This is a genomic window from Rhodoferax sp. LS1P39 (genome assembly GCF_056521425.1).
This window is the reverse complement of sequence record NZ_JBWMAV010000021.1, coordinates 22,622-41,341: the sequence shown is the minus strand read 5'-3', so window position 1 is coordinate 41,341 and position 18,720 is coordinate 22,622. Positions and strand designations below refer to the sequence as shown.

17 protein-coding genes are annotated in these 18,720 nt (G+C 64.3%); 13 read left to right on the top strand and 4 right to left on the bottom strand.

Annotation, left to right across the window (positions count from 1 at the left end):
- Positions 1-57: 57 nt before the first annotated feature.
- A complete protein-coding gene (locus AC097O_RS23125) occupies positions 58-525 on the top strand; it encodes a PTS sugar transporter subunit IIA (protein WP_479595302.1) in 468 nt (155 codons plus the stop codon).
- A 21-nt stretch (positions 526-546) separates the two neighbouring features.
- Entirely contained in the window at positions 547-1,497 is a 951-nt protein-coding gene (gene hprK / locus AC097O_RS23120; RefSeq protein ID WP_315191258.1) for an HPr(Ser) kinase/phosphatase, read from the top strand.
- A gap of 195 nt (positions 1,498-1,692) precedes the next feature.
- On the opposite strand, the gene fur is transcribed toward hprK, so the two are convergent.
- Entirely contained in the window at positions 1,693-2,109 is a 417-nt protein-coding gene (fur, locus tag AC097O_RS23115) for a ferric iron uptake transcriptional regulator (RefSeq protein ID WP_315246777.1), read from the bottom strand.
- Positions 2,110-2,190: 81 nt separating this feature from the next.
- Here fur and AC097O_RS23110 point away from each other — a divergent pair, with 81 nt between their 5' ends.
- The 7 genes from AC097O_RS23110 to holA all read left to right on the top strand — a co-directional run bounded on the left by AC097O_RS23110 (position 2,191) and on the right by holA (position 8,953).
- The gene (locus AC097O_RS23110; RefSeq protein ID WP_479595301.1) at positions 2,191-2,742 is read left to right on the top strand and encodes an outer membrane protein assembly factor BamE; all 552 of its coding nucleotides are present in this window, start codon (positions 2,191-2,193) and stop codon (positions 2,740-2,742) included.
- Between the two features lie 9 nt (positions 2,743-2,751).
- A complete protein-coding gene (gene dapB / locus AC097O_RS23105; protein ID WP_479595300.1) occupies positions 2,752-3,576 on the top strand; it encodes a 4-hydroxy-tetrahydrodipicolinate reductase in 825 nt (274 codons plus the stop codon).
- A gap of 4 nt (positions 3,577-3,580) precedes the next feature.
- Complete coding sequence (locus tag AC097O_RS23100; RefSeq protein WP_479595299.1) at positions 3,581-4,216, top strand: MotA/TolQ/ExbB proton channel family protein; 636 nt, start codon at positions 3,581-3,583, stop codon at positions 4,214-4,216.
- Between the two features lies 1 nt (position 4,217).
- Positions 4,218-4,640 (top strand): ExbD/TolR family protein, encoded by a 423-nt coding sequence (locus AC097O_RS23095; protein WP_479595298.1) that lies wholly within the window; start codon positions 4,218-4,220, stop codon positions 4,638-4,640.
- A gap of 69 nt (positions 4,641-4,709) precedes the next feature.
- Positions 4,710-7,385, top strand: a complete 2,676-nt coding sequence (gene leuS / locus AC097O_RS23090) for a leucine--tRNA ligase (RefSeq protein WP_479595297.1) — start codon at positions 4,710-4,712, stop codon at positions 7,383-7,385.
- Entirely contained in the window at positions 7,385-7,891 is a 507-nt protein-coding gene (locus tag AC097O_RS23085; RefSeq protein WP_479595296.1) for an LPS-assembly lipoprotein LptE, read from the top strand. Before leuS ends, AC097O_RS23085 begins: the two co-directional genes overlap by 1 nt.
- Positions 7,892-8,953 carry a DNA polymerase III subunit delta gene (gene holA, locus AC097O_RS23080; RefSeq protein ID WP_479595295.1) on the top strand — a complete coding sequence of 354 codons (1,062 nt, stop codon included), beginning with the start codon at positions 7,892-7,894 and terminating at the stop codon, positions 8,951-8,953. It abuts the gene before it with no gap.
- Here holA and AC097O_RS23075 read toward each other — a convergent pair.
- Entirely contained in the window at positions 8,950-9,516 is a 567-nt protein-coding gene (locus AC097O_RS23075; RefSeq protein WP_479595294.1) for a Uma2 family endonuclease, read from the bottom strand. The two genes, holA and AC097O_RS23075, sit on opposite strands and share 4 nt — an antisense overlap.
- A 36-nt stretch (positions 9,517-9,552) precedes the next feature.
- Between AC097O_RS23075 and AC097O_RS23070 the strand changes: the two genes are divergently transcribed.
- The 4 genes from AC097O_RS23070 to nadB all read left to right on the top strand — a co-directional run bounded on the left by AC097O_RS23070 (position 9,553) and on the right by nadB (position 15,817).
- Positions 9,553-10,845 carry a glutamate-5-semialdehyde dehydrogenase gene (locus tag AC097O_RS23070; RefSeq protein ID WP_479595293.1) on the top strand — a complete coding sequence of 431 codons (1,293 nt, stop codon included), beginning with the start codon at positions 9,553-9,555 and terminating at the stop codon, positions 10,843-10,845.
- A gap of 70 nt (positions 10,846-10,915) precedes the next feature.
- Positions 10,916-12,205 carry a glutamate--cysteine ligase gene (gshA, locus tag AC097O_RS23065; RefSeq protein WP_479595292.1) on the top strand — a complete coding sequence of 430 codons (1,290 nt, stop codon included), beginning with the start codon at positions 10,916-10,918 and terminating at the stop codon, positions 12,203-12,205.
- 155 nt (positions 12,206-12,360) lie between these two features.
- On the top strand, positions 12,361-14,229 hold the full coding sequence (locus AC097O_RS23060; protein WP_479595291.1) for a potassium transporter Kup: 1,869 nt from the start codon (positions 12,361-12,363) through the stop codon (positions 14,227-14,229).
- Between the two features lies 1 nt (position 14,230).
- Entirely contained in the window at positions 14,231-15,817 is a 1,587-nt protein-coding gene (nadB, locus tag AC097O_RS23055) for an L-aspartate oxidase (protein WP_479595290.1), read from the top strand.
- A 51-nt stretch (positions 15,818-15,868) separates the two neighbouring features.
- Here nadB and pabB read toward each other — a convergent pair whose 3' ends face one another.
- Both pabB and nadA read right to left on the bottom strand, forming a co-directional pair.
- Positions 15,869-17,605 carry an aminodeoxychorismate synthase component I gene (gene pabB, locus AC097O_RS23050; protein WP_479595289.1) on the bottom strand — a complete coding sequence of 579 codons (1,737 nt, stop codon included), beginning with the start codon at positions 17,603-17,605 and terminating at the stop codon, positions 15,869-15,871.
- Positions 17,605-18,717, bottom strand: a complete 1,113-nt coding sequence (gene nadA / locus AC097O_RS23045) for a quinolinate synthase NadA (RefSeq protein WP_479595288.1) — start codon at positions 18,715-18,717, stop codon at positions 17,605-17,607. The genes pabB and nadA overlap by 1 nt, the downstream gene beginning before the upstream one ends.
- Positions 18,718-18,720: the final 3 nt, after the last annotated feature.

Here is an 18,720-nt window from a genome sequence, read left to right as displayed (position 1 = left end):
CGGCTTTTTTGTTGGTGCATGCCGACAGCCTAGCGCGCGTGCATAATTCGCCTCTCTATGAACCGCCTCGCCTCCATCCTGCCCTCCGCTCAAGTGCTCGTGAGCGTCGATGCGTCCAGCAAAAAACGTGCTTTTGAAGAAGCCGGCTTGCTGTTTGAAAACCTGCATGGTCTGAGCCGGGCCCTGATTACCGACAGCCTGTTCGCCCGCGAACGCCTGGGCTCCACCGGTCTGGGCCACGGGGTGGCGATTCCGCATGGCCGCATCAAGGGCCTGAAAGCCCCCATGGCCGCGGTGGTGCAGCTGGCGCAGCCGATTGGCTTTGATGCGCCCGATGAGCTGCCTGTGGGCCTGCTGATCTTTTTGCTGGTGCCCGAGGCGGCGACCCAAAAGCACCTGGAAATCCTGTCCGAAATCGCCGAGCTGCTCAGCGACGCGCCGCTGCGCGAAAAAATCAAGAGCGCCGCCGATGCCGATGCCCTGCACGGCCTGATCTGCGGCTGGCAGTCGGCCCAGCCCGCGTAATCTTTTCGAGCCTGGACTGCCTTGAAGCCCACCGTCGTCAGTGCCGACGTTCTGTTCGAGGCCTTTCGCTCCCTGCTGCGCTGGGAATGGGTGGCGGGCCTAGGCGCTTCCGAGCGGCGCTTTGACGAAATTGCGGTGCGCGCTGCGCGTTCCGGTGCCGATCTGGTCGGCTACCTCAACTACATCCATCCCTACCGCGTGCAGATCATGGGCGAGCGCGAAATCGCCTACCTGACCAGCGCGTCGGCAGAGGACTGCGCCCGCCGTATCGCCCGCATCGTCACGCTGGAGCCGCCGGTGCTGATCATGGCCGACGGCCAAACCGCGCCCGACGCGCTGCTGTCGATGTGCGAACGCGCGCAGATCCCGATGTTTGCTACGCAGGACTCGTCGGCCTTTGTGATCGACGTGCTGCGCGCCTACCTGTCCAAGCACTTCGCCGACCGCACCTCGATGCACGGCGTGTTCATGGATATTTTGGGCCTGGGTGTGATGATCACCGGCGAATCCGGCCTGGGCAAGAGCGAGCTGGGCCTGGAGCTGATCTCGCGCGGCAACGGTCTGGTGGCCGACGACGCGGTGGATCTGTACCGTATCAACCAGACCACCATCGAGGGCCGCTGCCCCGAGCTGCTGCAAAACCTGCTGGAAGTGCGCGGCATCGGCCTGCTGGACATCCGCGGCATCTTTGGCGAAACCGCCGTGCGCCGCAAGATGCGCCTGAAGCTCATCGTGCACCTGGTGCGCAAGGAAACCATGGAGCGCGAGTACGAGCGCCTGCCCTACGAGCCGCTGACCCAGGACGTGCTGGGCGTGGCGGTGCGCAAGGTCATCATCCAGGTGGTGGCCGGCCGCAACATCGCCGTGCTGGTGGAAGCCGCCGTGCGCAACACCATCCTGCAACTGCGCGGCATCGACACCTACCAGGAATTCGTAGAACGCCACCGCAAGGCGATGGAAGCCGCGGAATAGGGCACACCCCCAGGCTGCAGTGCTTCGCATCTTTCGCCAACCCCCTTGCAGGGGGCGATACCAGTGGCCCGGCGGAGCCGGTTCCACGGTATCCCTGGAAGGGATGTATCTACCTTGGGTTTTAGCTCTTTAGGCTGTTGGCGCTTATTCCATATGCGGTGGCAGCTATCTAATAAATAGCGTGTTGCGGGGGATTTATTTAGCCGAGCAATCCGCGCACAGGCCGTACAAAGACATCGCGTGGTCCTGCACCGTCCAGCCCATGGCCTTGGCCACGATCTGCTGGCGTTGCTCGATTTCGGCATCAAAAAACTCTTCCACCTTGCCGCAGGAGGTGCAGACAAAGTGGTCGTGGTGGCGGCCTTCGTTCAGTTCGTACACCGACTTGCCCGATTCAAAATGGCTGCGCGACAAAATGCCCGCCTGCTCAAACTGCGTCAGCACCCGGTACACCGTGGCCAGGCCGATGTCGGAATGTTCCAGCAGCAGCACCCGAAACACGTCTTCTGCCGTCATGTGGCGCAGTTCGCCGGTCTGGAAAATCTCCAGAATTTTCAGGCGGGGCAGGGTGGCTTTCAGGCCGGTGTTCTTGAGTTCGTCGATATTGGCCATGGCGGCGGGTCTTTCTAGGGTCGGGGCAGCGTAAGAACGGCCAGTACAATCCGGGGATCATATCGCCTGAGCCTCACCCCTATGTTTGAACCCTCTTTGCGCGGCAGCCTGACCGCCCTGGCCCTTGCGGCATGTGCCGCTCTTGGGGCCTGCAGCAGTATCGACATCAGCACCCGCAATTTCGTCGGTTCGCTGGCCCCGTACAAGATGGAAGTGGTGCAAGGCAACTTCGTCTCCAAAGAGCAGGTTGAAGCTCTCAAGCCCGGCATGGCCCGCGAGCAGGTGAAAGACATTCTGGGCACCTCGCTGCTGCAAGACGTGTTCCACGCCGACCGCTGGGACTACGTGTTCACCATGCGCCGCCAGGGCACCGAGCCGCAGGCGCGCAAGTTCACCGTGTTCTTCAAGGCCGATGTGATGGACCGCGTCGAAGGCGATGCCATGCCCAGCGAGAGCGAATTCGTCGGTCTGCTGGCAAAGTCGCGCCCCGTCAAATCCGTGCCCCTGCTGGAAGCCAGCGAAGACCGCATGAAGTCGTTCCCCGCCCCGGTGGCCCCGGCTGCCACGGCGGCGGCTACCGCTGCCGTGCCCGCCACTACCTACCCCCCGCTAGAAGCCCCCTCGGCCCCCTGATTTCCGGATATGACAGATACCTCTTCCCCCCTGCCGCACGCCATCGCCGTAGCCGGTGCCTCGGGCCGCATGGGCCACATGCTGATCGAAGCCATCCGTGCTGCCGACGACTGCGTGCTGGCCGGTGCGCTGGACATTGCCAGCAGCCCCCAGATCGGTGCCGATGCCTCTGCCTTTTTGGGCCACAACAGCGGCGTGGCCGTGACGGCCGACCTGCACCAGGGCCTGAAAGCTGCCCGCGTGCTGATCGACTTCACCCGCCCCGAAGGCACGCTGGCGCACCTGCGCATGTGCCGCAGCCTGGGCGTGAACGCCGTGGTCGGCACCACAGGTTTCAGCGACGAACAAAAGGCCGAGATCGCCGAGATCGCCCAGCACATCGCCATCATGATGGCCCCCAACATGAGCGTGGGCGTGAACGTCACCCTCAAGCTGCTGGAGATGGCCGCCAAAGCTATGTCCACCGGCTACGACATCGAAATCGTCGAAGCCCACCACCGCCACAAGATCGACGCGCCCTCGGGCACGGCGCTGAAAATGGGCGAAGTGATCGCCGAGGCCATGGGCCGCGACCTGAAGGAATGCGCCGTCTACGAGCGCTACGGCATCACCGGCGAGCGCGACCCGTCCAGCATCGGCTTTGCCACCATCCGTGGTGGCGACATCGTGGGCGACCACACCGTGCTGTTCGCGGGCACCGGCGAGCGCATCGAGATCAGCCACAAGTCGTCCAGCCGCGCCACCTACGCCCAGGGCAGCCTGCGCGCCGTGCGCTTCCTGGCCAACAAGCGCAGCGGCCTGTTCGACATGTTCGACGTACTGGGCTTGAAGTAGGCTGATGGACGCACTGCCGCTGCTGGCCCAGGGCGATTTCGTCAGCCGCGCGGTGGCCCTGCTGCTGCTGGCCATGTCGGTGGGCAGCTGGGCGGTGATCGTGTGGAAAGGCTGGATGCTGCGCCGCGCCCGCGCCGACGTGGCCCGCAGCGTGGCGGCTTTCTGGCAGGCCCCCACGGTGGCCGAGGCCCAGCAGCGTTTGGCATCTTTTGACCCTCTCGCGCTTGTCCTGCCTTTGGTTCTAGCTACAAAAATAGAAGCGACAGGCACCTTGGCCGCGGCGGGCGACCGCTCGCAGCAGCTCACCCGCGTGCTGCGCAACGCCTTGCATGCCGTGCTGCACAAGCTGCAGTTCGGCCAGGTGCTGCTGGCCACGGTGGGCTCGACCGCGCCGTTTGTGGGTTTGCTGGGCACCGTCTGGGGCATTTACCACGCACTGGGCGCGATTGCGCAGTCGGGCCAGATGGGCATCGACAAAGTGGCAGGCCCGGTGGGAGAGGCGCTGGTCATGACTGCTGCGGGCCTGGCGGTGGCCATCCCCGCCGTGCTGGCCTACAACGTCTATGGCCGCCTGATCGGCAGCATCGAAGCCGACCTGGAAGGCTTTGCCCGCGACCTGCGCGAACTGTTGAGCAACTAAGATGGCTTTTGGCCGTTTAGAGCGCACCAAGGCTTCCGAGCCCATGAGCGAGATCAATATGACCCCGCTGGTCGATGTGATGCTGGTGCTGGTGGTGATCTTCATCCTGACTGCGCCTCTGCTGTCCAGCGCCATCCGGCTGGACCTGCCCAAGACCGATGCCGCCCAATCCCAAAGCGCGCCCCAGTTCGTCACCCTGGTGGTAGACAAATCTGGGCATACCTTCCTGAACGACCAGCCGGTGACCGCTGCCGAATTGGCCGCCCAGCTCGCCCTGGCCGCCAACCAAAACCCCGACACCGAGGTGCAACTGCGCGCCGACACCACCGTGCCCTATGGCCGCGTGGTCGAGGTGATGGGCGTGGCGCAGAAGGCCGGGCTGAACAAGATCGGCTTTGTCGCCCAGCCGCCCACGCCACAGTGACAGCCACCCCCTAAAATCGGTCCGTTGCGGCCCGTGCGCCGCCCTGTCTCTTTGCTTTCCCCGCCTGCCATGCTCGAAAAATACAACCACCTCGAAGTCGAACCCGCCGCCCAAGCCCATTGGACCGCCGCCGATGCCTACCGCGTCACCGAAGACTCGCGTGACGCGCGGGGTAACCTGAAGAAGAAGTTTTACGCCTGCTCCATGCTGCCTTACCCCAGCGGCAAGCTGCACATGGGCCACGTGCGCAACTACACCATCAACGACATGCTTGCGCGCCAACTGCGCATGCAGGGCTACAACGTGCTCATGCCCATGGGCTGGGACGCGTTTGGCCTGCCCGCGGAAAACGCCGCGCTGAAAAACGGCGTGCCGCCCGCGCAATGGACCTTCGACAACATCGCCTACATGAAGCAGCAGATGCAGGCCATGGGCCTGGCCATCGACTGGAGCCGTGAAGTCGCCACCTGCACCCCCGAGTACTACAAGTGGAACCAGTGGCTGTTCCTGAAAATGCTGGACAAGGGCATTGCCTACCGCAAGACCCAGGTGGTCAACTGGGACCCGGTGGACATGACCGTGCTGGCCAACGAGCAGGTGATCGACGGCAAGGGCTGGCGCACCGGTGCGGTGGTCGAAAAGCGCGAAATCCCCGGCTACTACCTGAAGATCACCGACTACGCCGAAGAGCTGCTGGGCCAGGTGAAAGATGCGCTGCCCGGCTGGCCCGAGCGCGTCAAGCTGATGCAGGAGAACTGGATCGGCAAGAGCGAAGGCGTGCGTTTTGCGTTCCCGCACACCATCAAGAACAGCAAGGGCCAGTTGATCGACGGTGGCAAGATGTATGTCTTCACCACCCGTGCCGACACCATCATGGGCGTGACCTTTTGCGCCGTGGCCCCCGAGCACCCGCTGGCCACCCACGCCGCACAAACCAACCCGAAGTTGGCCGCCTTCATCGAAGCCTGCAAGCAAGGCGGCACCACCGAGGCCGAGCTGGCGGTGCGCGAAAAAGAAGGTCTGCCCACCGGCCTGCAGGTCATCCACCCGCTCAACGGCCATCGGGTCGACGTGTGGGTGGGCAACTACGTGCTGATGGGCTATGGCGACGGCGCGGTGATGGGCGTACCGGCCCACGACGAGCGCGACTTCGCCTTCGCCCTGAAATACGACCTGCCCATCGTCCAGGTGGTGCATGTAGACCACCTGCACTACGACTACCACCACTGGAACGACTGGTACGGTGACAAACAGCGCGGCGTGACCATCAACTCCGACAGCTTCAGCGGCCTGGCCTTCCAGGACGCGGTGAACGCCGTGGCCCACGCGCTGCAAATCAAGGGCCTGGGCGAGAAAAAGACCACCTGGCGCCTGCGCGACTGGGGTGTGAGCCGCCAGCGCTACTGGGGCACGCCGATTCCCATCATCCACTGCGAAGAGCATGGCGCGGTGCCGGTGCCCGAGAAGGATTTGCCCGTGGTGCTGCCGCAAGACTGCATCCCCGACGGCTCGGGCAACCCGCTGCACAAGCACGTGGGCTTCCACGCTGGCGTGGTGTGCCCGGTCTGCGGCAAGCCCGCCCGGCGCGAAACCGACACCATGGACACCTTTGTCGATTCCAGCTGGTACTTCATGCGCTACTGCGACCCGCACAAGACGGACGGCATGGTGGGTGAGGGCGCCAACTACTGGATGCCCATGGACCAGTACATCGGCGGCATCGAGCACGCCATCCTGCACCTGCTGTATGCCCGCTTCTGGACCAAGGTGATGCGCGATCTGGACCTGGTGACCTGCGACGAGCCGTTCAGCAAGCTGCTGACCCAGGGCATGGTGCTCAACGGCGCGTTCTCGCATAAGCCCACGGGCGGCGGCGTGCAGTACCACTGGGAAAGCGAAGTCGATGTGAAGCGCAACGAGCGCGACCAGATTGTGGGCGGCACACTCAAACAAGACGGCACCGTGCTGAACTACGAGCTCACCACCATGAGCAAGAGCAAGAGCAACGGTGTCGATCCGCAGGATCTGATCGAAAAATACGGTGCCGACACTGCCCGCCTGTACACCATGTTCACCGCGCCGCCCGAGGCCACGCTGGAGTGGAACGACGCGTCGGTGGAAGGCAGCTACCGCTTCCTGCGCCGGGTGTGGAATTTTGGTGTCAAGCTGGGCGCTATGGATTCCGTAGCTGCTACCGCCGATGTCATGGGCGCTAGCGGCCTGAAAGACGTAAAGTTTGGCAAAGAAGCCAAGGCTCTGCGCTTTGAGGTCCATACCGTGCTCAAGCAGGTGGACTACGACTACCAGCGCATGCAGTACAACACCGTGGTGTCCGGCGGCATGAAGCTGCTCAACGCCCTGGAAGACTTCAAGGCGCTGGACACACCGGGCGCGCAGGTGGCGCTGATCGAAAGTTTTGGCATCCTGCTGCGCTGCCTATACCCGGCCACGCCGCACATCACCCACGCGCTGTGGACCGAGCTGGGCTACGTCGACCGCTTTGGCGACCTGCTCGACGCGCCCTGGCCGGTGGTGGACCCGCTGGCCCTGGTGCAGGACGAGATCGAGCTGATGCTGCAGGTCAACGGCAAGCTGCGCGGCTCCATCTTTGTTCCCGCCGCCGCCAGCAAGGCCGAGATCGAAGCCGCCGCGCTGGCCTGCGAAGCCTTTACCAAGGCGGCAGCCGGGGCTGCGCCGAAGAAGATCATCGTGGTGCCTGGGCGCCTGGTGAACCTGGTGCTGTGATGCTGCGCCGCACACTCCTCCTCGCCGTGCCCGCCGCATCCGCCATCGGCCTGAGCGCCTGCGGCTTCGCCCTGCGCCAGGCCCCCAACTACCCGTTTACCACCATCTTTGTGCGCGTGGCCGAGGCCTCGGCGCTGGGCAATGAGCTCAAGCGCAACCTGGCCAGCGGCGGCAAGCTGGAGGTGGTGACCGAGCCCAAACGCCTGGACAGCGTGGAGGTGGTGCTGGAAATCAGCACCGACCAGCGCGAGAAAAGCGTGGCATCCACCACGTCTGCGGGCCAGGTGCGCGAATTCCAGCTGCGCGTGCGCGTCAAGTTCCGCCTGCGCACGCCGCAGGGCAAAGAGCTGATTCCGGAAACCGAAATCCTGCAGCAGCGCGACATCAGCTACACCGAAACCCAGGCCCTGTCCAAAGAGGCCGAAGAGCAACTGCTGTACCGCAACATGCAAACCGACATCGTGCAGCAGATCATGCGGCGCATCGCCGCGATCCAGTCGTTGTAAATGCAAATAGCCCCCGGCCAGCTCGCCGCGCAGCTCTCCAAAGGCCTGCGCTCGCTCTACACCCTGCACGGCGACGAGCCGCTGCTGGTGCAGGAGGCGCTGGATGCCATCCGCGCCACGGCCCGCGCCCAGGACTTTACCGAGCGCACGGTGCACGTCGTGTCTGGCGCGCATTTCGACTGGAGCGAGGTGCTGGCGGCGGGTGGCTCGCTCAGCCTGTTTGCCGACAAGCAAATCCTGGAGGTGCGCGTGCCGTCCGGCAAGCCCGGCAAAGACGGCAGCACTGCCTTGCAGCACCTGGCCCAGCAGGCCGAGGGCAATACCGACACCCTGACCCTGGTAGTGCTGCCCCGGCTGGACAAGCTGGCCAAATCGGCCGCCTGGTTTGTGGCGTTGGAGAAATTTGGTATCACCATCCAGGTCGAACCGGTGGAGCGCGGCGCGCTGCCGCAGTGGATCGCCCAGCGCCTGCAGGCCCAGGGCCAGCGGGTGCAGGCCGGGGTGGAAGGCCAGCAAACCCTGCAATTCTTTGCCGACCGGGTCGAAGGCAACCTGCTGGCCGCGCACCAAGAGATCCAAAAGCTGGCCCTGCTGTACCCGGCGGGCGAGCTGCAATGGGCGCAGGTGGAATCCGCCGTGCTGAACGTGGCCCGCTACGACGTATTCAAGCTGTCCGAAGCCGTGCTGGGCGGCCAGCGTCTGCGGGTGCAGCGCATGCTCGACGGCCTGCAGGCCGAGGGCGAGGCCGAGGTGCTGGTGCACTGGGCCCTGGCCGAAGACATCCGCGCCCTGCAACGCGTCAAAACCGCCATGGATGCGGGCAAGCCCCTGCCCATGGCCCTGCGCGAAAACCGCGTCTGGGGGGCTAAGGAGCGCTTGTTCGAGCGCGTGCTGCCGCGCATGCCCAGCCCGCTGATCGCCCAGCTGCTGCAGTCGGCCCACCTGGTAGACGGCATCGTCAAAGGTTTGAAACAGCCCGACTGGCCCGCCGACCCCTGGCAGGCCCTGCACCGCCTGGCGGGCATGCTGTGCGCGGCGTGTGCTGTGCCGGTGTCTCGTTAAGCCGTTTTAGAAAAATCCACGCCTTTGTACAGCTCGCGCACCGGGATGCTGAGCTCCAGGCAGTCCAGCACCAGGGTGTCGTCTTCTCCCAGCACGGTCAGGCCCCATTGGCGCAGGTTGACGCGCTTAAAGACTTCGACCGCGGGCTTGTCCTGGGCCAGCAGCAGGTATTCGCGCAGGCTGGGCAGCTTTTGGTAGGCCTGCCATTTCTCGCGCCGGTCTGTGAGCTGGGTGCTGGGCGACAGCACCTCGGCGACTAGGCAGGGGCTGGTTTTGACGTAGTCGTCGTTGTCGCGAGGGTCGCAGACCAGCATCACATCGGGGTAGTAGAAAAGGCTGCCGCCGTCGAGGCGCAGCTTCATGTCACTGATATACGGCTGGCAGTCTGCGGTTTGGGCGGCAAGCATGCGGGCGTATAAGCCACCGGCGATGCGGTTGTGGTTGGCGCTGCCACCTGCCATGGCGTAAACGGCCCCGTGCAAAAACTCGTGCCGCACCGTGGCGTGCAGCTCGGCAGCCAGGTATTCGTCTTCTGTCAGAGGTTTGAGCAGCGCTTGTGCCATGGCCAGACTATAGCGCAGGCGTGACAAAATACCGCCATGAACGCCCTGAACATCGCCGAATACACCCACGCTTTAGGTTTACAAGCAAAAGCGGCCTCTGCGCTCATGGCTAGGGCGACGCCAGCTACTAAAAATGTAGCGTTACGCAGCCTGGCCCGTTTGCTGCGCGAGAACACTGCCGCACTGCAGACCGAGAACGCCAAAGACCTGGACCGCGCCCGCGCCGCCGGGCTGGCCGCGCCCCTGGTAGACCGTCTCAAGCTCAGCCCGCAGACGCTGGAAATCTGCGCCCAGGGCTGCGAACAATTGGCCGCCATGGCCGATTCGATTGGCGAGATCATCGGCCTGCAGCAGCAGCCCAGCGGCATCCGCGTGGGCCAGATGCGGGTGCCGATTGGCGTGTTTGGCATGATTTTCGAGAGCCGACCGAATGTGACCATCGAGGCCGCCAGCCTGTCGATCAAGAGCGGCAACGCCTGCATTTTGCGCGGTGGCTCCGAGGCGATCGACTCCAACAAGGCGCTGGCGCTGCTGGTGCAACAGGCGTTGCTGGAAGCCGGTTTGCCTGCCGACGCGGTGCAACTGGTGCAAACCACCGACCGCGAGGTGGTGGGTCAGCTCATCGCCATGCCGCAGTACGTGGATGTGATCATTCCGCGCGGCGGCAAGAGCCTGATCGAGCGTATCAGCCGCGATGCCAAGGTGCCGGTGATCAAGCACCTGGATGGCAACTGCCACGTGTACGTGGACGATCCCTGCGACATCGCCATGGCCGTCAACGTGGCCGATAACGCCAAGACCAGCAAATACAGCCCCTGCAACGCCACCGAGGGCCTGCTGGTGGCGCGCGCAGTGGCAGCCGAGTTCTTGCCGTTGATCGGCTCCATCTACGCCGCCAAGGGTGTGGAAATGCGGTGCGATCCGGCCTCAGCCCTTATTCTGTCGGCGCAAGAAGCTATTAAAAATATAGCAAAAATTGTGCCCGCCACCGAGCACGACTGGTACGAGGAATACCTGGCGCCCATCATCAGCATCAAGGTGGTGGAGGGTGTGGATGAGGCGATTGCCCACATCAACAAATACAGCAGCCACCACACCGACAGCATCCTGACCCGCGACCACATGCATGCCCAGCAGTTTCTGCGCGATGTGGACTCGGCCAGTGTGATGGTCAATACCAGCACCCGGTTTGCCGACGGCTTTGAATACGGCCTGGGGGCGGAAATCGGCATCAGCACCGACAAGTTCCACGCCCGGGGGCCGGTGGGGCTGGCGGGGCTTACATCGCTGAAATACGTGGTGCTGGGCCAAGGAGAAGTCCGGATTTAACCGGGTCGGCCTTGAGTTTGGGTGAATTGCCCTTACATCCCGTAACTCATTCTGTTTCTATAGGGCCTCTATGGTTCCCCATCTCATCACTGCGCTCACTGGCCCGATCAACGAACTGGAACAGCGCATCCTCGACTCCATGCCTGCCATCGAACGCTGGTTCCGGCTGGAGTGGATGGAGCACACGCCGCCGTTCTACAGCGCGGTGGATATCCGCAACGCCGGTTTCAAGCTGGCCCCGGTGGACACCAGCCTGGCCCCCCACGGCTGGAACAACCTGACACCGCAAATGCTGCCGCTGGCCGTGCAGTCGGCGATGGCCGCTATCGAAAAAATCTGCCCCGAGGCCAAAAACCTGCTGCTGATCCCCGAGAACGACACCCGCAGCACGTTTTACCTGTCCAACGTGGCGCAGTTGCAGCGCATCTTCCACATGGCCGGGCTGAACGTGCGGGTGGGCTCGATCAACCCCGACATCAAGGAAACCACGGTCATCAACCTGCCCAATGGCGAACAGGTGACGCTGGAGCCGGTAATCCGCACCAAGCGCCGCCTGGGGCTCAAAGACTTTGACCCCTGCACCATCTTGCTGAACAACAGCCTGATGGCAGGCCCGCCCGGCATCCTGGAAGAGCTGCACGAGCAGTACCTGCTGCCGCCGCTGCATGCTGGCGGGTCGGTGCGCCGCAAAAGCAAGCATTTCCGCAGCTACGAAGAGCTGGCCAAGCGCCTGGGCAAGCTGCTGGGCATCGACCCCTGGCTGATCAACCCGATGTTCAACCAGTGCGGCGCGGTCGATATGGCCCAGGGCCAGGGCATGGAATGCCTGACCGCCAATGTGGACGCGCTGCTGGGCAAGATCCGCCGCAAGTACAAGGAATACGGCATCAACGAGAAGCCGTTTGTGATCGTCAAGTCGGACAGCGGCGCGCCCGGCATGGGCATCATGACCGTGCGCGACGTGAAAGACCTGGCGGTGCTGCACCACCGGGCCAAAACCACCACCGGCAAGGGCGCGCCCCAGTTGCTGGATGCCATCATCCAGGAAGGCGTGCTCACCAACGAACGCATCAACGACGCGGTGGCCGAGCCGGTGGTCTACATGATGGACCGCTACGTGGTGGGCGGCTTCTACCGCATCCACGCCGAGCGCGGGGTGGACGAGAACCTCAACGCCCCCGGCTCCAGCTACGTGCCGCTGGCCTTTGCCGAAAACGCCCATCTGCCCCAGGTGGGCATGCGCCCCGGTGCCAGCGCGCCGAACCGTTTCTACATGTACGGCGTGGTGGGCCGCCTGGCCATGGCCGCGGCCAGCTACGAGCTGGAAGCGACCGATCCCGATGCCGAAATCTATGACTAAATAACACAGTTTGAATAAGTTGCTGCACCGCAACATAAATCGGATCTAGGGGCTCTACCCCGCTTGCACGCGGGATTCTGGAGCGCAAAATACGCTTCCCCAAGTTTATGGAACCCCGTCGGCCCCTCAGGGGGCCTGCAGACGGGGCCTCTTTAGTGCAAAGTTCAAAATCTTCGCTTTCGGCCCTCACACTCGGCGCGCTGGGTGTGGTCTACGGCGATATCGGAACCAGTGTTTTATATGCGGTCAAAGAGGTTTTTGGCTCCGGCCATGTGCCCTTTACGCCTGAAAACGTCTACGGCATCCTGTCCATCTTCTTCTGGACGCTGACGGTCATTGTGTCGCTCAAGTACGTGGTGCTAGTACTGCGGGCTGACAACAATGGCGAAGGCGGCCTGGTGGCCATGCTGGCGCTGGCCTCGCAGTCGGTGAAAGACCGGCCCCAATTGCGCAACACGCTGCTCATCCTGGGCATCTTCGGCACCTGCCTGTTTTATGGCGACGGTGTCATCACCCCGGCCATCACCGTGCTGGGCGCGGTGGAAGGGTTGGAGGTGATCTCGCCGACCTTCAAGAAGTTTGTGATTCCGATCGCCCTGGTCATTTTGTACGCGCTGTTTGTGGTGCAAAAGCGGGGCACGGCGAGTATTGGGCGGTTTTTTGGCCCGATCATGGTGGTGTGGTTTGTGGTGATTGCCACCCTGGGCGTCATCAACATTGCCACCGATCCCGAAATTCTGTGGGCCATCAGCCCGCACTACGCCCTGGGCTTCATGTGGCGCAACCCTGGCACCACCTTCATCATCCTGGGCGCGGTGGTGTTGTGCGTCACCGGTGGCGAGGCCTTGTATGCCGACATGGGCCATTTTGGGAAGACACCGATCCGCGTGGCCTGGTTTCTGGCGGCCATGCCTGCGCTCACGCTGAACTATTTCGGCCAGGGCGCATTGCTGATTTCGCGGCCAGAAGCGGTGAAGAATCCGTTTTTCATGATGGCCCCTGCCTGGGCGCTGGTGCCGCTGGTGGTGCTGGCCGCCATGGCGGCGGTGATTGCCTCGCAAGCGCTGATTACCGGGGCCTTTTCGGTGACCAAGCAGGTCATCCAGCTGGGCTATTTGCCCCGTCTGCGGGTGATGCACACCAACGTGAAAGAGGCCGGGCAGGTGTACCTGCCGTTTGTGAACTGGGGCCTGTTCGTCGCCATCCTGGTGGCGGTGGTGATGTTCAAGTCGTCCAGCGCGCTGGCGGCGGCCTACGGCATTGCGGTGTGCACCGACATGCTGATCACCACGGTGCTGACTTTTTATGTGATCCGCTACAGCTGGAAATACCCCCTGATTCTGTGTGTGGCCGCCACAGGCTTCTTTTTCATCGTGGATCTGGCTTTCTGGGCCTCCAACATGATGAAGCTGCTCGACGGCGGCTGGTTCCCGCTGCTGATCGGCGGGGTCATCTTCACCCTGATGCTGACCTGGAAAGATGGGCGGGAACTGCTCAACAGCAAGCTGCGGGCCGATGCCCTGGATCTGCCCAGTTTTCTGGATGCCGTGTTCATCAGCCCGCCCACCCGGGTGGCGGGCACCGCCGTGTTTCTGACCGCAGAAATGGGCACGGTGCCCAACGCCTTGCTGCACAACCTCAAGCACAACAAGGTGCTGCACGACCACAATCTGTTTGTCACCGTGCGCAACCATGAAGTGCCCTGGATCGGGCTCGACAAACGTATCGAGATCGAATCCCTGGGGCATGACTGCTGGCAGGTGGTGATCCACTACGGCTTTAAAAATACCCCCGATGTGCCCAAGGCGCTGGAGCACATCCGGGGCCGGGGCTGCGAGCTGGAGGTCATGACCACCAGCTATTTCCTGTCGCGCGACACCGTCATTCCCACCCTGGTCGGTGGCATGGCACCCTGGCGCGAAAAGCTGTTTGCGCAAATGCACCACAATGCCAGCGCCGCAGCCGACTTTTTGCGACTACCCAATAACGCGGTAGTGGAGCTGGGTTCCAAAATAGAGATCTAAATTGTCTGCTTCCGCTGCGTCTACCAGTCTGAATTTCGATGTGTTGATTGTGGGCAGCGGCCTGGCAGGCCTCAGCGCCGCGCTGCTGCTGGCCCCCACCCACCGTGTGGCTGTACTTACCAAGCGCGGCATGGCCGACGGTGCCAGCGCCTGGGCCCAGGGCGGCATTGCCGCAGTGCTGGGCCAGGGCGACAGCTTCGACTCGCACGTGGACGACACCCTGGTCGCCGGGGGCGGCCTGTGCGATGTGGAGGCCACCCGTTTCGTGGTCGAGCATGCGCCCGAGTGCATTGCCTGGCTGCAGTCCCTGGGTGTGCCGTTTTCGCAGGAAGACGGCGCGCTGCACCTGACCCGCGAAGGCGGCCACAGCCACCGCCGCATCGTGCACGCCACCGATGCCACCGGGGCGGCCGTGCAGGCCACCATGATGGCCCAGGTGCGCAGCCACCCGCAGATCACCCTGTTTGAAAACCACACCCTGGTCGATCTCATCATCGGCAGCAAGCTCGGCCTGCCCCAGCAGGGCTGTGTGGGCCTGTACGCGCTGGATGCGGATACCGACCAGGTGCTTACCTTCAGCGCCCCCAACACCATCCTGGCCACCGGCGGCGCGGGCAAGGTCTACCTCTACACCACCAACCCCGATACGGCCACCGGCGACGGCATTGCCGCCGCCTGGCGCGCAGGCTGCCGGGCCGCGAACATGGAGTTCATCCAGTTCCACCCCACCTGCCTGTACCACCCGCACGCCAAGTCGTTTTTGATCTCCGAAGCCGTGCGCGGCGAGGGTGGCCGCCTGCTGCGCCCGGACGGCAGCCGTTTCATGCCCGAGCACGATGCGCGCGCCGAACTGGCCCCACGCGACGTGGTGGCCCGCGCCATCGATTTCGAGATGAAAAAAGGCGGCTTCGACTGCGTCTACCTCGACATCTCGCACCAGCCCAAAGAATTTTTGCTGGAGCACTTCCCCAACATCTACGCGCGCTGCCTGGAGCTGGGCATCGACATCGCCCGCCAGCCCATCCCCGTGGTGCCCGCCGCCCACTACACCTGCGGCGGCGTATTGACCGATCTGGAGGGCCGCACCGACGTGCCCGGCCTGTATGCCCTGGGTGAGGCCGCCTGCACCGGTCTGCACGGTGCCAACCGGCTGGCGAGCAACTCGCTGCTGGAATGCATGGTGTTTGCGCGTGCCGCCGCCAAGGCTATGTCCGCCGTGGACCGCGCCCCCGCGCCGCAGCTTCCTGCCTGGGACGACAGCCAGGTGATCGACAGCGACGAGCTGGTGGTCATCTCGCACAACTGGGACGAGCTGCGCCGCTTCATGTGGGACTACGTGGGCATTGTGCGCACCAACAAACGCCTGGACCGCGCCGCCCACCGCATCGCCCTGCTGCAAAGCGAAATCGACGAGTTCTACGCCCGCCACCACGTCACCCGCGACCTGCTGGAGCTGCGCAACCTGGTCCAGGTGGCCGACCTGATCGTGCGCAGCGCCCGCGCTCGCCAGGAAAGCCGGGGCCTGCACTTCAGCCGCGACTACCCGGAGCTGGCTGCCACGGCCGAAGCCACCGTGCTGGTACCGTAGGATTTATAAGAAATAGGCTGCTCGTGCTTATTCCATCAGCACGAGAAGCTATTAAAACGATAGTGTTGAATCCAGGTCTGCCACCAGCCAGCCGCGCAGGCTATTGACGAAGGCCAGGGCCTCCACCCGCGGCAGGTCGCTTACCCGCACCACCGCTTCCACCACACGCCCTGCTTGCAGGGCGTTTGCACGTCCAATGCCGCCCAGCAGCCCGCAGGCCAGCGGCGGGGTGACCCAGCGGCCATCCAGCAGCAGGGCGATGTTGCCGCGCGTGCATTCTGTGATTTCACCGGCCGTGTTCCACAGCAGGGTGTCGAACACGCCGGGCTGGGTGGGGGTGAATGCGTCGTAGTGGGCGCGGCGGGTGGTTTTGAAGCGGACGAATTCGCTGTGCGCCTCGGCCAGCGGGCGGTCGGCGAGTTGCAGGCGGACGCGCTCCGGGCTGGCTTCCAGCGGGTAGGCCTCGGCGGTGGCCTGGCCTTGCGCGTCCAGCAGCAGGCGTACGCGCCATGCGCCCTGGGGGCGGGCGATGGCTTGCAGGGTTTGGTGGACGTGTTCCAGATTCCACGGTGTGCTGAAATGCGCCGCCGCGGCCTGCATGCGGGCCAAGTGGGCCTCGCGGTGGCGCAGGCTGCCGTCCACCATGGCCAGGGTTTCCAGCAGCGCAAACGGGGCGCTGGCACGCTGCACAAAGGCCTGCTTCGCCGCCCATTCCTGCCATTCGCCTTCGGCCTGTGCGTCCGAGGTGATGCCGCTGCCGATGCCGCAGCGGGCTTGCGTTCCGCGCAAGGTGACGGTGCGGATGGGCACGTTGAAGGTGGTGGCTCCACCGGGCTGCACCACGCCGATGGCACCGCAGTACACGCCGCGCGGGGCGGGCTCCAGGCCGTGGACCATGCGCATGGCCTGGACCTTGGGCGCGCCGGTGACCGAGCCGCAGGGAAACAGCGCAGTAAACACCTCGGCCAGCGTGCAGCCGGGCCGGGTGCGGGCGGTTACGTCGGAGGTCATCTGCCACACCGTGGGCAGCGCCTCGGTGTGGAACAGGCGCGGTACCTTTACGCTGAAGGGCTCGGCGATGCGCGAAATGTCGTTGCGCAGCAGATCGACCACCATCACGTTTTCGGCCCGCTCCTTGGGCGAACTGCGCAGCGCTGCCGACAGGGCCACGTCTTCCTGCGCATCCGCACCGCGGCGGGCCGTGCCTTTCATGGGGCGGGCCAGGATGGCACCGTCGCGCCAGTCGAAAAAAAGCTCGGGCGAGACGGACAAGATTTGCGCATCGCCGGTATCCAGCAGCGCGGCATAGCCACCTGGCTGGGCGCGCTGCAGGGCGGCGAACAGGGCGCGCGGGTCGCCCTGGAAGTCGCCCTCCATTTGCGCCGTGAAGTTGACCTGGTACAGATCGCCCGCACGGATGGCCTGGTGCAGCGCGTCCATGGCGGCATCGAAATCGGGGCGGGGAATGAAGCTGTGCCAGGCGATCTGCGCGCTGGCGGGAGAGGGTTCCGGCCAGGGCAGGGGCGCATCAAACACCGCAAACCAGGCCAGCGGGCCGTCGGCAGCGTGGACCTTCAGGGCGGAATCGAACGCGGGCGCAGCTTCAAAACGCACATAACCCACGCACCACTGCCCCTGTGCCGACGCGGCCTGCACGGCATCCAGCAGCGGCTTCACGTGCTCCAGCGTGTGCGCCACCAGGGTCTGCAACGGCGTGCCAAACGCATGGCGCACCCGTTCCCCACCGCGCGGGTCGGCAAAGTCGATCAGCGCGGTGATGCCCTCCATCAGGCCGCGCCGATGTTGGGCACCAAACCGGTGGTGGGCTGGCCGTTTTTCAACGCTGCCGTGAAGGCCAGCATGCGATCGATGGGCAGGCGCGCGCGCAGGCCCAGGGCGGGGTTGATGTGGACCTCGTTGGTGCCCAGCTCCAGCACCTGGGCCAGCCCGGCCAGTCCGTTCATCGCCATCCAGGGGCAGTGCGCGCAGCTCTTGCAGGTGGCGCTGTTGCCGGCAGTGGGTGCCTCGATGAACAGCTTGGTGGGGTTTTGCGTGCGCAGCTTGTGCAGCATGCCGTTGTCGGTGGCGACGATAAAGGTGGTGGCATCCAGGGTGCGGGCCGCCGCCAGGATGGCCGAGGTGGAGCCCACGGCATCGGCTAGGGCGATCACGTCGGCGGGCGACTCGGGGTGCACCAGCACCTTGGCTTCGGGGTGCTCGGCTTTGAGGGCCTGCAGTTCGAAGGCCTTGAACTCGTCGTGCACGATGCAAGCGCCGTTCCAGAACACCATGTCGGCCCCAGTTTCCTTCTGGATGTAGTTGCCCAGGTGCTTGTCGGGGGCCCACAGGATTTTGTGGCCCTGGTCTTTCAATGCGCGCACCACGTCCAGCGCGCAACCCGAGGTGACCAGCCAGTCGGCGCGGGCTTTGACCTCGGCGCTGGTGTTGGCGTAAACCACCACGGTGCGGTCGGGGTGGGCATCGCAAAAGGCGTTGAACTCGGCGCTGGGGCAGCCCAGGTCGAGCGAGCAGGTGGCATCCAGGTCGGGCATGAGGATGCGCTTTTCGGGCGACAAAATTTTGGCGGTTTCGCCCATGAAGCGCACGCCCGACACCACCAGGGTCTGCGCCGCATGGTCGCGGCCAAAGCGGGCCATTTCCAGCGAGTCGCTGACCAGGCCGCCGGTTTCTTCGGCCAGATCCTGCAGGTCGGGGTGCACGTAGTAGTGCGACACCATGACCGCGTTGCGCTCCTTGAGCAGGCGGCGGATGCGGTCTTTCAGCGCCAGGCGTTCGCTGGGGCTGGGCTCCACGGGTACGCGGGCCCAGGCGTGGCGCGTGGCGCAGGTGGCACCCTCTACGGGTTGCTCGTATTCAACTTCCATCATGGTGGTGGTCATGGC